Source organism: Achromobacter sp. CF-sbj1-Ac2-l, from assembly GCF_052698165.1.
The window spans coordinates 2,045,731-2,058,665 of record NZ_CP199855.1 but is presented as its reverse complement, the minus strand read 5'-3'; the positions used below and the strand labels follow the sequence as shown (position 1 = coordinate 2,058,665).

The following is a 12,935-nucleotide window of genomic DNA, read 5'->3' as shown; positions in this document are numbered from 1 at the left end:
GACCGGCATGAACGCTTCCCCGCCCCTGCTGTCCATCCAGCACCTCAGCATCGCCCTGCCCCGCGGCGGCGACCGCCCGTTCGCGGTGCAGGATGTGTCATACGACATCCACGCCGGCGAGATCCTCTGCATCGTCGGCGAATCCGGCTCGGGCAAGTCCATGAGCGCCAACGCCATCATGGGCCTGCTGCCCGACTACCTGACGCCGCAACAGGGCCGCATCCTGTTCCGCGGCACCGACCTGCTGCGCCAGGACGAAGCCACCCTGCAAGGCATGCGCGGCAGGGACATGGCCATGATCTTCCAGGAACCGCTGTCGGCGCTGAATCCGCTGATGACGGTGGGCGAACAGATCAACGAGGTCATGCGCGTCCACAACGCCTACCCCGGTCCGGAACGCATGCGGCGCACGCTGGAACTGCTGGCCTTCGTCGGCCTGCCGGATCCGGCCACGCTCTACCACGTGTACCCCTTCCGCCTGTCGGGCGGCCAGCGCCAGCGCGTCATGATCGCCATGGCGCTGGCGCTGGAACCGGCGCTGCTGATCGCCGACGAGCCGACCACCGCGCTGGACGTCACCACCCAGGCCCAGATCCTGGCGCTGATCGCCCGCATCCAGAAGGAAAAGGGCATGGGCGTGATGTTCGTCACCCATGATTTCGGCGTGGTGGCCGAGATCGCGCACCGGGTGGCGGTGATGGAAAAAGGCGTGCTGGTCGAACAGGGCCCGGCCGAGGAGGTGCTGAACCGCCCGCGCCATCCCTACACCCAGCGCCTGATCGCCGCGGTGCCGCACCGCCGCGGCGAGGAACGCGCCGCCGCCACGCCGGAACAACCGGTGCTGGAGGTGAAGGACCTGAGAAAGACCTACGTCGTCGGCCATGGCTGGCTGGGCGGCAAGCGCGAGGTGCATGCGGTCGACGGCGTCAGCTTCAGCGTGCGGCGCGGCGAGACGCTGGGCATCGTCGGCGAGTCCGGCTCGGGCAAGTCGACCATCGGCAAGTGCCTGCTCAAGCTGGTCGGCATCAACGGCGGCCAGTTGATCTTCAACGGCCAGGACATCGCCGCCATGCCGGAGTCGCGCTTCCGGCCGCTGCGCAAGGACATCCAGATGATCTTCCAGGATCCCTTCGCCTCGCTCAACCCGCGCCATACCGTGGGCCGCATCATCAGCGACGGCCCGGTCGCCAACGGCGTGCCGCGCGCCCAGGCCGAGGCCCGCGTGCGCGAGCTGCTGTCGCTGGTGGGTCTGGATCCGTCGGCGTTCGACCGCTATCCCAACCAGTTCTCCGGCGGCCAGCGCCAGCGCATCGGCATCGCCCGCGCCCTGGCGCTGGAACCCAAGGTGCTGGTGGCCGACGAATCGGTATCGGCGCTGGACGTGTCGGTGCAGGCGCAGGTGCTGCAACTGCTGCACGACCTGCAGCAGCGGCTGAAGATCGCGCTGGTGTTCATCACCCACGACCTGCGCGTGGCCGCCCAGATCTGCAATTCGGTGCTGGTCATGCACCGGGGCAAAGTGGTGGAATACGGATCGCCCAGCCAGATCTTCGACAACCCGCAGCACGCCTACACGCAACAACTAATCGCCGCCGTGCCTGGCCAGCACTGGGATCCGACCCAGGCGCAGGCCGCGGCGTGAACCGCATGACCCGCCGCGACGCTCGCGGCACACCCCAACCAGGAGACTCGCATGCAACGCCCGCCCGCCGTGCCCACCGTCCAGATCGACAACGAGCAGGTCACCGTCACCGAATGGCGCTTTCCGCCCGGCGGTGAAACCGGCTGGCACCGCCACGGCATGAACTACGTGGTGGTGCCGCAGACCACCGGTCCGCTGCTGCTGGACACGCCCAACGGCCAGGTCACCAGCCAGCTCACCACCGGCGTGTCCTACTACCGGCCGGTGGGCGTGGAACACAACGTCATCAACCCGGGCGACACCGAGTTCGTCTTCGTCGAGATCGAGATCAAGCAGCCGGGGCAGGCCGCGGCCGGCGGCTGCTCGCACTGACGCGCAAAGGAACACCATGAAGGCGTTTTTCTCGGAAGAACAACTGCTGCACACCCCCCAGCAGTTCATGCGGCTGGGCCGCATCAGCGCCCCCACCGACCTGCCCTCTCGCGCCCACAGCCTGCAAGGCGCGCTGGCCACCCGCGGCATCGCGGTCGAGACGCCGCCCGACTACGGCCGCCAGCCGCTCGAGGCCATCCACAGCGCGGACTACCTGGACTACCTGGAAACCGCCTTCGCCCGCTGGCAGGCGCTCAAGGCCCCGGGCGTCGACCCCGGCCCCGAAGTGCTGCCGAACCTGTCGCCCTACTACAGCGGCCGCGTCGAAGCGGCCGGGCGCGGCCCCTGCCCGTCGCCGTCGATCGTGGCGCAGACCGGCTACTACCTGAGCGACCTGTCCTGCCCCATCGGCCCGCACACCTGGCGCTCGGCGCTGCGCTCCACCCACAGCGCGGTGGCCGCGGCCGAGCACGTGGCCGCCAGCGGCGGCGCGGCCTATGCCCTGTGCCGGCCATCGGGCCATCACGCCCATCGCGACCGCGCCGGCGGCTTCTGCTACCTGAACAGCAGCGCGGCCGCCGCCGCCCGGCTGTTGCAGAGCTGGTCCAAAGTGGCGGTGCTGGACGTCGACGCGCACCATGGCGACGGCACCCAGAACATCTTCTACCAGCGCGCCGACGTCATGACGGTGTCGCTGCATGCCGATCCCGCCGGCTACTACCCGTTCTACACCGGCTATGCGCACGAACGCGGCCACGGCGCCGGCGAAGGCTGCAATCTCAACCTGCCGCTGCCTCACGGCGCCGGCAACGACCCGTTCCTGCGGGCGCTGGACACGGCGCTGGCGGCGCTGGCCGGCTACGGGCCGCAGGCGCTGGTGCTGGCGCTGGGGTTCGACACTTACAAGGACGATCCCATCAGCGTCCTGAAACTGGACATCGACGCCTACCGCGACATCGGCGCGCGCGTGGCCAGCCTGGGCGTGCCCACGGTGGTGGTGCAGGAAGGCGGCTACATGGTGCAGGCCATCGGCCCGGCGCTGGACGCATTCCTGCAAGGCCTGGCCCGCGCCTGAACCCCGCCATGGCCATCACCTCCGCCACGGCGCCCGGCGCCATCCCGGCCGCCGGTTCACGGCGGGCCGGCATCCTGCTGTTCTTCGCGGCGCTGGTGGCCTTCGCCACTTTCGACGCCGGCTCCAAGCAGATGCTGATGCGCTACCCGGCGCCGTTCCTGAACATCATGCGCTATCTCGCCGTGGCGACGCTGGCGCTGGGGCTGCTGTGGCGCCATGGCTGGCCCGACCTGCGCGCCGCGCCGCAAAAGCCCCTGCTGATCCTGCGCGGCCTGATGCTGGCCACCGTCGGCACCTGCTTCATGACGGCGCTGATCTGGATGCCGCTGTCCGAGGCCACGGCGATCTACTTCACCTCGCCCCTCATCATGGTCGCGCTGTCGCCCTGGCTGCTGGGCGAACGGGTGCGGCCGGTGCAATGGATGGCGGTGGCGGCCGGCTTCGCCGGCATGCTGCTGATCGTGCGGCCGGGCGCCGATCTGCCTGCGCTGGGCACGCTGCTGATGGCGGTCTCGGCGATCAGCTACGCCATCTTCCAGGTGCTGACCCGCAAGCTGTCTGGCAAGGTGGCCGGACCGGTGCAATACGCCTACACCGCCTTCATCTGCCTGATTGTCACCGCCCTGCCCGCGCCGTTCTTCCTGCCGGATCCCTGGCCCGACCTGACGGACATGGCCTTGATCGTGGGCCTGGGCGCCTGCAGCGGACTGGCGCAGATCCTGCTCATTGCCGCGTTCCAACGCGTCGCGGCGGCCACGCTGGCGCCGCTGAACTACTTCCAATTGCTGCTGGCGGTGGCCTTCAGCACCTTCTGGTTCCAGCGTCCGCCCGACGCGCTGGCGCTGACCGGCATCGCCATGATCATGGCGTCCGGCGTGTTCCTGGCGCTGCGCCGCGCCGGCTGAGGCGGAATCAGGTGGTTTCGCGCCGCACCAGCGTGAAGCCCAGGTCGATGTGGCGCTGCGCGATGGGCTGGCCGGCCAGGTGGCGCATCAGCAAGAGCGCCGCCTCGCGGCCGATCTCGTAGCGCGGCGTGGCGATGGTCGACAGCGGCGGCGTGGTCCAGGCCGTGCCCGCGAAATCGTGGAAGCCGACCAGCGCCATCTGGTCCGGCACGCTCACGCCCAGGCGGCCGCACTGGAACACCGCGCCCTGCGCCAGGTCGTCATTGCAGAAAAACACCGCGTCGCAATCGGGATGTCCGGCCAGCAGCGTTTCCAGCAGCGCCGCCCCCAGCGCGATCGACGACTTCTCGGGCGTCATGATCTCCAGCGCCGGATCGTACAGGCCGGCGTCGCGCAACGCCTGCCGGCAGCCTTCGCAGCGCCGCAGCGAGCGCGGATCGAGCTGGGCGCCAACGATGCCGATGCGCTTGCGGCCGCGTTCGACCAGGTGACGGCCGGCGGCGTAGCCAGACTCGAACTGAGAAAACCCGACGCTCATGCCGTCGCTGCCTTCGAGCGTCTCGATGGTGTGGACCGTGGGCATGCCCTGCGCCCGCAGCAGTTCCCAGACCCCCGGGTTGTGGTCGATGCCGGTCAGGATCAGGCCATCGGGCAGGTGCTGCAGGTACTTGCGCAGCAACACCTCCTCGGCATCGGGCGAATACCCGGTGACGCCGATCAGCAGGTGGTAGCCCTGCTCGTCCAGCACTTCCTTGATGCCGCTGATGATGTCGACGAACACCACGTTGCTCAATGACGGGATCAGCACCACGATGGTCTGCGAGCGCGCCGACGCCAGCGCACTGGCCGCGTGGTTGGGCACGTAACCGAGTTCCTGGCAGACCTCGGCGATGCGCTGGCGCACGGCCTCGGCCACTTTGTCGGGGGTACGCAAGGCGCGCGACACGGTGATCGCGCTGACCCCGGCACGGCGCGCGACCTCTTGCATGGTCACGCGCCCGGCGCGGGTGCTGCGGGGCTTTCGGATGGACATCGGCCGTTCTGAGCGGTTGGCGAGCACGTAGTCTGACCTAAAGATCGGGGCTTGCCAAACCAAAAATGTTAGCGCTAACATCAGCCTCGCGATATCCATAAGAATTCCGGAAAACGGAGAGGAGACAAGCATGCATGGTTCCCCCAAGGGGCGGCCCGGCGTCGCCCCGTTGGCGCGCGCGGCCGACTGGTGCGCCAGGTTGCAGACCTGGCTGATGGCCGCCTGCCTGGTGGTCATGGTGGTGTTGCTGTTCGGCAATGTCGCCATGCGCTACCTGTTCAATTCCGGCATCAACGTGTCCGACGAAATCTCCCGCCTGGCCTTCGTCTGGATGATCTTCCTGGGTTCGGTGCTGGCGTTGCGCGACCACCAGCACATCGGCGTCACGATGCTGGTGGACCGCTTCGGCCCCGCCGCCCGCCGTGTCTCGCACGTCGTCTGCCAATTGCTGGTGCTGTGGATGCTGTGGCTGCTGGCCGATGGCGGCTGGGCACAGACCGTGATCGGCCTGGACACCCGCCTGCCGGTGACCGGGATGCCACTGGCGGTATTCAACGCCGCCGCGCTCTATGCGGCCGTCGCGATGGGGCTGTTGACCCTGGTCGACCTGATCCGCGTGCTGGCCGGGGGCCCGTTGCGCGCCGAATCCAGCCCCGAAGACCCGCTGGTCTGACCCTTCCCCGCCCCTCGCTCGGACCCGCCCACATGATCCTGACCGTCTTCCTGCTGGTGCTGCTCGGCTTCATCGCCCTGGGCATGCCGATCGCGTTCGCGCTGCTATTGAGCGCGATCGCCATGATGTTCCAACTCGATTTCTTCGACACCCAGATCCTGGCGCAGAACATGCTGTCGGGCGCCAACAGCTTCACGCTGATGGCGGTGCCGCTGTTCATGCTGGCCGGCGAACTGATGAACGCCGGCGGCATCTCGCGCCGCATCGTCAACCTGGCCAGCATGTTCGTCGGCCATATCCAGGGCGGGCTGGGCTACGTCGCCATCTTCGCCAGCGTGCTGCTGGCGGCCCTGTCCGGCTCGGCCGTGGCCGACGCGGCCGCGCTCGGATCGCTGCTGATCCCGATGCTGCGCGAGAAAGGCTACGACCCCGGCCAGGCCTCGGGGCTGATTGCCGCGGGCGGCATCATCGCGCCGATCATCCCGCCGTCGATCTCGTTCATCATCTTCGGCGTCGCCACTAACGTCTCCATCACCAAGCTGTTCTTCGCCGGCATCGCCCCCGGTCTGATGATGGGCATGACACTGGTGGCGGTGTGGACCTGGGTGGCGCGCAAGCACGGCGCCATCAAGCCCGCGCCGCGCCAGCCCTGGAGCGCCCGGCTGCGGGCGCTGCGCGAATCGGCCTGGGCGCTGCTGCTGCCCGTCATCATCATCGGCGGCCTGCGCGGCGGCATCTTCACCCCCACCGAAGCGGCGGTGGTGGCCGCCGTCTACGCGCTGCTGATCAGCTTGTTCGTCTATCGCGAGATCGGCCTGCGCCACCTGCTGCCGCTGTTCATCAACGCCGCCCGCACCACCGCCGTGGTCATGTTCCTGGTGGCCGCCGCCATGGTGTCGTCCTACATGATCACCCTGGCCGACATGCCGCAGGACCTGATCGCGCTGCTGGAACCGGTGCTGGACCATCCCAAGCTGCTGATGTTCGCGCTGCTGGTGCTGCTGACACTGGTCGGCACGGTCATGGACCTGACGCCCACCATCCTGATCCTGGCGCCGGTGCTCATGCCGGTCGTCACCCAGGCCGGCATCGACCCGGTGTATTTCGGCGTCATGTTCGTCATGGTGGGCTGCGTCGGCCTGCTCACGCCGCCGGTCGGCACGGTGCTCAACGTGGTCTGCGGCGTCGCCCGCATCAACATGGAAACCATCTGCAGGGGCGTGTGGCGCTACGTCGTGGCCTACACGCTGCTGCTGGTACTGCTGGTGATCTTCCCCGAACTGATCACCGTCCCCGCGAGCTGGATGCACTGAGGCCCGTACACAGAGGCGCCGACCCGGCGCCATTCAGAAGAAGCCAAGGAGGAACAACCATGAACATCCGTTTCAAGACCCGCCTCATCGTGCTGGCCACGGCGCTGTCCTGCGCCTTCGCCGGGGCCGCCGCGGCCGCCGACGTCAAGCCGCGCCTGATCCGCTTCGGCTACGGCCTGAACGAGGACAGCGTGCAGGGCCGCGCCGCGCGCCATCTGGCGCAGGAGCTGGAGAAGATCAGCGGCGGCAAGCTCAAGATGAAGACCTTCGGCTCGGCCAACCTCGGCTCGGACGAACAGATGCAGGGCGCGCTGGTCGGCGGCGCGCAGGAAATGATGGTCGGCTCCACCGCGCCGCTGGCCGGCATGGTCAAGGAATTTGGCGTGTTCGACCTGCCGTTCCTGTTCAACAGCGAAAAGGAAGCCGATGCGGTGCTCGATGGGCAGCTTGGGCAGGACCTGCTCAAGAAGCTGGAAGCCAAGGGCCTGGTGGGGCTGGTGTATTGGGAAAACGGCTTTCGCAACATGACCAACTCCAAGCACCCCATCGTGCGCGCCGAGGACATGCAAGGCATCAAACTGCGCGTGATGCAGAACCAGATCGCGCTGGGCGTCTTCAACACCCTGGGCGCGAACGCGGTGCCGATGCCGTTCTCGGAATTGTTCACGGCGCTGGAAACGCGCACGGTCGATGGCCAGGAAAACCCCATCACCACCATCCAGAGCAGCAAGTTCTACGAGGTGCAGCCCTATCTGACCATCACCCGCCACGTCTACACGCCCTGGGTGGTGATGGCATCCAAGAAATGGTGGGACAAGCTGTCGCCCGACGAACAAAAGCTGGTGCGCCAGGCCGCCGAAGCCTCGCGCGACTTCGAACGCAAGGACAGCCGCGCCGATTCGCTCAAGGCGATGGGCACGCTGGAAAAGGCCGGCATGAAGATCAACACCGTGTCGCCCGAGGAGGTGGCGCGGATGCGCGAGAAGGTGCAGCCCGTGGTCGACAAGTACACCCAGGAACTCGGCCCGGACCTGGTCCGGCAACTGAACACCGAGATCAGCAAGGCACGCAATTAGGTCCCCGGCGCGCCCGCTGGCGCGCCACGCATCACCGAAGCACACGAGGCACCCATGACCGACACTCCCCGCAAGCTGCGCAGCCAGAAATGGTTCGACGATCCCGCCCACGCCGACATGACGGCGATCTACGTCGAGCGCTACCTGAACTACGGCCTGACGCGCCAGGAACTGCAATCGGGCCGCCCCATCATCGGCATCGCCCAGACCGGCAGCGACCTGGCGCCCTGCAACCGCCACCACCTGGCGCTGGCCGAGCGCGTCAAGGCCGGCATCCGCGACGCCGGCGGCATCCCGATGGAGTTCCCGGTGCATCCGCTGGCCGAACAGGGCCGCCGCCCGACCGCGGCGCTGGATCGCAACCTGGCCTACCTGGGCCTGGTCGAGATCCTGCACGGCTATCCGCTGGACGGCGTGGTGCTGACCACCGGCTGCGACAAGACCACGCCCGCCTGCCTGATGGCGGCGGCCACCGTCGACATCCCCGCCATCGTGCTGTCGGGCGGCCCCATGCTGGACGGCTGGCACGACGGCCAACGGGTCGGCTCCGGCACGGTCATCTGGCACGCCCGCAACCTGATGGCGGCGGGCAAGCTGGACTACGAGGGCTTCATGACGCTGGCCACGGCGTCTTCGCCGTCGGTGGGCCACTGCAACACCATGGGCACTGCGCTGTCCATGAACTCGCTGGCGGAGGCGCTGGGCATGTCGCTGCCCACCTGCGCCAGCATCCCGGCGCCCTATCGCGAACGCGGTCAGATGGCCTACGCCACCGGCCTGCGCATCTGCGACATGGTGCGCGAGGACTTGCGCCCGTCCCATATCCTGACGCGCGAGGCCTTCGAAAACGCGATTGTCGTGGCCTCGGCGCTGGGCGCGTCCAGCAACTGTCCGCCGCACCTGATCGCCATGGCGCGCCATGCCGGCATCGACCTGAGCCTGGACGACTGGCAGCGGCTGGGCGAAGACGTGCCACTCCTGGTGAACTGCGTGCCCGCCGGCGAACACCTGGGCGAAGGCTTCCACCGCGCCGGCGGCGTCCCCGCCGTGATGCACGAATTGCTGGTCGCCGGCCGCCTGCACGCCGAATGCGCCACCGTGTCCGGCAAGACCATGGGCGAAATCGCGGCCAACGCCAAGACGCACGACACGGACGTCATCCGTGGCTGCGACGCGCCCCTCAAGCATCGCGCCGGCTTCATCGTGCTTTCCGGCAATTTCTTCGACAGCGCGGTCATCAAGATGTCGGTGGTGGGCGAAGCGTTCCGCCGCGCCTATCTGTCCGCGCCCGGCGACGAGAACGCCTTCGAGGCGCGCGCCATCGTGTTCGAGGGCCCGGAGGATTACCACGCGCGCATCGAGGACCCCGCGCTGAACATCGACGAACACTGCATTCTGGTCATCCGCGGCGCCGGCACGGTTGGCTACCCCGGCAGCGCCGAAGTCGTCAACATGGCGCCGCCCTCGCACCTGATCAAGCGCGGCATCGACTCACTGCCCTGCCTGGGCGATGGCCGCCAGAGCGGCACCTCGGCCAGCCCGTCGATCCTGAACATGTCGCCCGAGGCCGCGGTGGGCGGCGGCCTGGCCCTGCTGCGCACTGGCGACCGCATCCGCGTCGACCTGAACCAGCGCAGCGTGATCGCGCTGGTGGACGAGGCCGAAATGGAACGGCGCCGGCAGGACCCGCCCTATCAGCCGCCAGCGGCGCAGACGCCGTGGCAGGAACTCTACCGGCAACTGGTGGGCCAGTTGTCCACCGGCGGCTGCCTGGAGCCGGCGACGCTGTACCTCAAGGTGGTCGAGACCCGCGGCGACCCGCGCCACTCGCACTGACAGCGGGCGTCAAGCCTTGAAGAACTGATTGAACGCCGCCCATTGCGTGAACAGGGCGGGCCACGCATGCACCAGCGAGTCCGGCTTGCCCATGCCCCAGCCGTGCTTGCCGGCCGCGAAAATATGCATCTCGGCCGGCACGCCCAGGCGCCTTAACGCGCCGAACATCAGCAGGCTGTTGTCCACCGGCGCGATCGGATCGTCCTGCGCCTGCGCCAGGAAGGTCGGCGGCATCAGCGCCGTCGCCAGATGGTCCACCGAGAACGCCGCGCTCTGCTCGGCGGAGGGGTGGTCGCCGACGATCGAACGGCGCGCATGGGTATGGTCGAACGGCGGCATGAACGTCAGCACCGGATAGATCAGCCCGGCAAAGTCGGGCCTCGACGACAGCTTGTCGGCCTCGTCGACCGGCTGGTAGCGCGCCACGCCCGGGGTGGCGGCGGTCATGCCCGCCAGATGGCCGCCCGCGGAAAACCCCAGCACGCCAATATGTCCGGTATCCAGGCCGAACGCCTGCGCCGACGCGCGGATCACGCGCATGGCGCGCTGGCCGTCCTGCAGCGGCGCCACGGCGGGCCAATGCTCGCCGGGCAGGCGGTACACCAGTTCAAAGGCGGTCACGCCCTGCGACTGCAGCCACAGGCTGGCGGGTGTGCTTTCCGTGCCCCGCTCGATGTGGGCATAGCCGCCGCCCGCGATCACCAGCATCGCGCTACCGTTGGGACGCTCCGGCCGGTACACCACCAGCCGTGGCCGCGACACCCGCGTGACCGAGCCCTTGGCGCTGACCTTCTCGGCCTCTTGCGGACCGGGTCCGCCGGGTGCGCGATTGTCCGGCCACAGGTCGATGCTTTGCTGGCCGCTGGGCGCAGCGATGGCCATCGCTGGTTCGGTCATCATGCCCAACGCGGCGCTTGAAAGGCCGGCCAACAGGAGTTCTCGTCGTTTGATATGCATGGATCTTCCTCGCGCGCCCACAGGGCCGGGCGGGCGACACACCCGCCGGCCCGGCGGCGCTGCAAGCCATTTAAGCAGAGAAAGACACCCGCCAAGGCAGGCGGCAAAGTCAGGTTGGTTTCGACGCGTTACGCGCGTCGCCAGCTTTCAATAAGGCCTCAGGCGCCTGCCGCCGGGCCATCCCGATCGACGCGGGTTTTCATTTCGGAATCAAGCGGTTGCGGCCGGGGACGCGTCAGCACATAAGCGGCGCTTGCAAGGAAAAACAGCCCCACGCCGGATGCAAGCCAAAGCGACGGCTTCGCGCCCCACCAAAACAGGCCATAACCCACCGCCATGCCGAGCGACGCATAGCATTTGCCCTTGCGCGACACCGCGCCCTGTTCGCGCCAGGCGCGCAGCGACGGCCCATACGTCGGACTGTCCAGCAGCCAACGCTCCAGGCGCGGCGACGAACGCGAAAAGCAACCCACCGCCAGGATCAGGAAAATCGTCGTCGGCATCACCGGCAGGAAGGCGCCAATCACGCCCAGCGCCAGCATCACGCAACCCAGGATCAGCCACAGTGCTCTCATCATGATGAGGTGCAGGATAACGCAGTTGCATGCGCGCGCCACGACGCCGTCAGTGCTGCGCGGGCTCCGGCATCTTCGCCCGCAGCATCTCCAGGAACTGCGGATTGCCGCGCCCGCCCGCCTGCCGCGCCTTGGCGACCATGGTCCAGGCATCCGCGTACTGGCCGTTCCAGTAGTACGCCGTGGCCCAGGAGTAGTACAGATAGCCCTTGTCCGGCTCCACCCGCTCGCCATTGCGATACAGGGCATCCGAACGCGCGATCATGGCCGCGCGCTCCGGGCCGGTCAAGGTCGGATCCTGCGCCGCGCAACGCGCGGCGATGCGTCCGGCATCGGCATAGATGCCACGGAACGACGGCGGCTTCAGGACCAGCGCTTTCTCCATCATTTTCATCGCGTCGCAGAACCTGTCCTGGTCGTGCAGCACCGCCGCGAATCCCGTGTAGACGCCGGGATTGTCCGGATTCATCAGCCAGGCCTGGTTGAAGCGCCGCGTGGCCATGCCCAGTTGGTCCGCCTGGTAGAACCGGAAGCCCTGCTCCACCCACGCCTGCGCCGCGCTGGCGCGCGAGCCGAAGGCGCTCGTCGCGTCCGCGATCAGCTTGTCATCCGCCGCCTTCACCGCCGGCGCGGAACGATCGACACCGCCATACATCGGAATCTCGTCCGCGCGCGGCTGCTGCGCGACCGGCGCGGTGGCCACGCATCCCGACAGCGACAGGCAGGCGCTCGCGACGGCAAGCTTGAACGGTAAGACGCGCATTGATTCCCCCTGGTGAGGCCCAAGACTATCACCGAAACCGGCGCGGCTGGATTGCGCCCGGCGCGCTCTAGTCATCTAGATGTCACCAGGGAGCGATATCGTCGCTCGCTCCCTGTCCACGAAGGCATCCCATGCTCACCCTGCCCATCATCGAGAACCTGTTCGCCCACCACGGCGCCGCTTACTACGGCGGCGAGGCCATCAGCCAGACCGAGCACGCGCTGCAATGCGCGCAACTGGCCGAGCAGGCCGGGGAGCCCGAAGCCGTGATCGTCGCCGCACTGCTGCATGACATCGGCCACCTCATGCTCGCCGAGAGCATCACCGCCGACATGCGGCACCAGGAAATCGCCGCCGACGCCCTGGCCCCCCTGTTCGGCAACGATGTCACCACCCCGGTGCGCCTGCACGTCGCCGCCAAGCGCTACCTGGGCGCGATCGAGCCGGCCTACCTGAATACATTGTCGCCAGCATCCGTGCAAAGCCTCGAACTGCAAGGCGGCGTCTTCACGCCGGTCCAGGCCGAAGCCTTCGCCACCCAGCCGCACGCCCTGGATGCCGTGCGGCTGCGTCGCTACGATGACCAGGCCAAGGTGGTCGGTTTATCGACGCCGAGGCTGGGACACTACATGGAAATGGCGGGGCGCTGTTTGCGGACGCGTTGAACGGCCAACGCGCGCCGGATTGAATGACAACCCTGGCGCACGTTATCCCC

At 68.1% G+C, this 12,935-nt stretch carries 13 protein-coding genes; 9 read left to right on the top strand and 4 right to left on the bottom strand.

Features of this window, described 5'->3' with window-relative positions:
- Nucleotides 1–7 precede the first annotated feature (7 nt).
- The 4 genes from ACUDCK_RS09450 to ACUDCK_RS09435 are packed head-to-tail and all read left to right on the top strand — an operon-like array spanning nucleotide 8 to nucleotide 3,994.
- Nucleotides 8–1,642 (top strand): ABC transporter ATP-binding protein, encoded by a 1,635-nt coding sequence (locus ACUDCK_RS09450; protein ID WP_175167668.1) that lies wholly within the window; start codon nucleotides 8–10, stop codon nucleotides 1,640–1,642.
- A gap of 51 nt (nucleotides 1,643–1,693) precedes the next feature.
- Nucleotides 1,694–2,014: a cupin domain-containing protein gene (locus ACUDCK_RS09445; protein ID WP_064523301.1), complete on the top strand. Its 321-nt coding sequence runs from the start codon at nucleotides 1,694–1,696 to the stop codon at nucleotides 2,012–2,014.
- Between the two features lie 16 nt (nucleotides 2,015–2,030).
- A complete protein-coding gene (locus tag ACUDCK_RS09440; RefSeq protein WP_064523298.1) occupies nucleotides 2,031–3,089 on the top strand; it encodes a histone deacetylase family protein in 1,059 nt (352 codons plus the stop codon).
- A gap of 8 nt (nucleotides 3,090–3,097) precedes the next feature.
- Nucleotides 3,098–3,994, top strand: coding sequence for a DMT family transporter (locus tag ACUDCK_RS09435; RefSeq protein WP_054503873.1), 897 nt, complete (start codon nucleotides 3,098–3,100; stop codon nucleotides 3,992–3,994).
- Between the two features lie 7 nt (nucleotides 3,995–4,001).
- On the opposite strand, the gene ACUDCK_RS09430 is transcribed toward ACUDCK_RS09435, so the two are convergent.
- Nucleotides 4,002–5,027 carry a LacI family DNA-binding transcriptional regulator gene (locus ACUDCK_RS09430; protein ID WP_175167667.1) on the bottom strand — a complete coding sequence of 342 codons (1,026 nt, stop codon included), beginning with the start codon at nucleotides 5,025–5,027 and terminating at the stop codon, nucleotides 4,002–4,004.
- A 130-nt stretch (nucleotides 5,028–5,157) separates the two neighbouring features.
- On the opposite strand from ACUDCK_RS09430, the gene ACUDCK_RS09425 reads away from it, so the two are divergent.
- From ACUDCK_RS09425 to ACUDCK_RS09410, 4 genes are read left to right on the top strand one after another with little or no spacing between them, the layout of a single operon-like run.
- Nucleotides 5,158–5,700, top strand: a complete 543-nt coding sequence (locus ACUDCK_RS09425; protein ID WP_064523289.1) for a TRAP transporter small permease — start codon at nucleotides 5,158–5,160, stop codon at nucleotides 5,698–5,700.
- Between the two features lie 32 nt (nucleotides 5,701–5,732).
- On the top strand, nucleotides 5,733–7,013 hold the full coding sequence (locus ACUDCK_RS09420; RefSeq protein ID WP_175167666.1) for a TRAP transporter large permease: 1,281 nt from the start codon (nucleotides 5,733–5,735) through the stop codon (nucleotides 7,011–7,013).
- A gap of 59 nt (nucleotides 7,014–7,072) precedes the next feature.
- The gene (locus tag ACUDCK_RS09415; RefSeq protein ID WP_116793102.1) at nucleotides 7,073–8,089 is read left to right on the top strand and encodes a TRAP transporter substrate-binding protein; all 1,017 of its coding nucleotides are present in this window, start codon (nucleotides 7,073–7,075) and stop codon (nucleotides 8,087–8,089) included.
- Nucleotides 8,090–8,143: 54 nt separating this feature from the next.
- Nucleotides 8,144–9,925 carry an IlvD/Edd family dehydratase gene (locus tag ACUDCK_RS09410; RefSeq protein WP_054503878.1) on the top strand — a complete coding sequence of 594 codons (1,782 nt, stop codon included), beginning with the start codon at nucleotides 8,144–8,146 and terminating at the stop codon, nucleotides 9,923–9,925.
- Between the two features lie 9 nt (nucleotides 9,926–9,934).
- Here ACUDCK_RS09410 and ACUDCK_RS09405 read toward each other — a convergent pair whose 3' ends face one another.
- From ACUDCK_RS09405 to ACUDCK_RS09395, 3 genes are all read right to left on the bottom strand, one after another.
- Complete coding sequence (locus ACUDCK_RS09405; protein ID WP_144655222.1) at nucleotides 9,935–10,882, bottom strand: alpha/beta hydrolase; 948 nt, start codon at nucleotides 10,880–10,882, stop codon at nucleotides 9,935–9,937.
- A 158-nt stretch (nucleotides 10,883–11,040) separates the two neighbouring features.
- Nucleotides 11,041–11,460, bottom strand: a complete 420-nt coding sequence (locus tag ACUDCK_RS09400) for a YbaN family protein (protein WP_205412712.1) — start codon at nucleotides 11,458–11,460, stop codon at nucleotides 11,041–11,043.
- A gap of 46 nt (nucleotides 11,461–11,506) precedes the next feature.
- A complete protein-coding gene (locus tag ACUDCK_RS09395; RefSeq protein WP_054503880.1) occupies nucleotides 11,507–12,220 on the bottom strand; it encodes a hypothetical protein in 714 nt (237 codons plus the stop codon).
- Nucleotides 12,221–12,351: 131 nt separating this feature from the next.
- Here ACUDCK_RS09395 and ACUDCK_RS09390 point away from each other — a divergent pair, with 131 nt between their 5' ends.
- Nucleotides 12,352–12,885: a phosphonate degradation HD-domain oxygenase gene (locus ACUDCK_RS09390; RefSeq protein WP_175167665.1), complete on the top strand. Its 534-nt coding sequence runs from the start codon at nucleotides 12,352–12,354 to the stop codon at nucleotides 12,883–12,885.
- Nucleotides 12,886–12,935 lie beyond the last annotated feature (50 nt).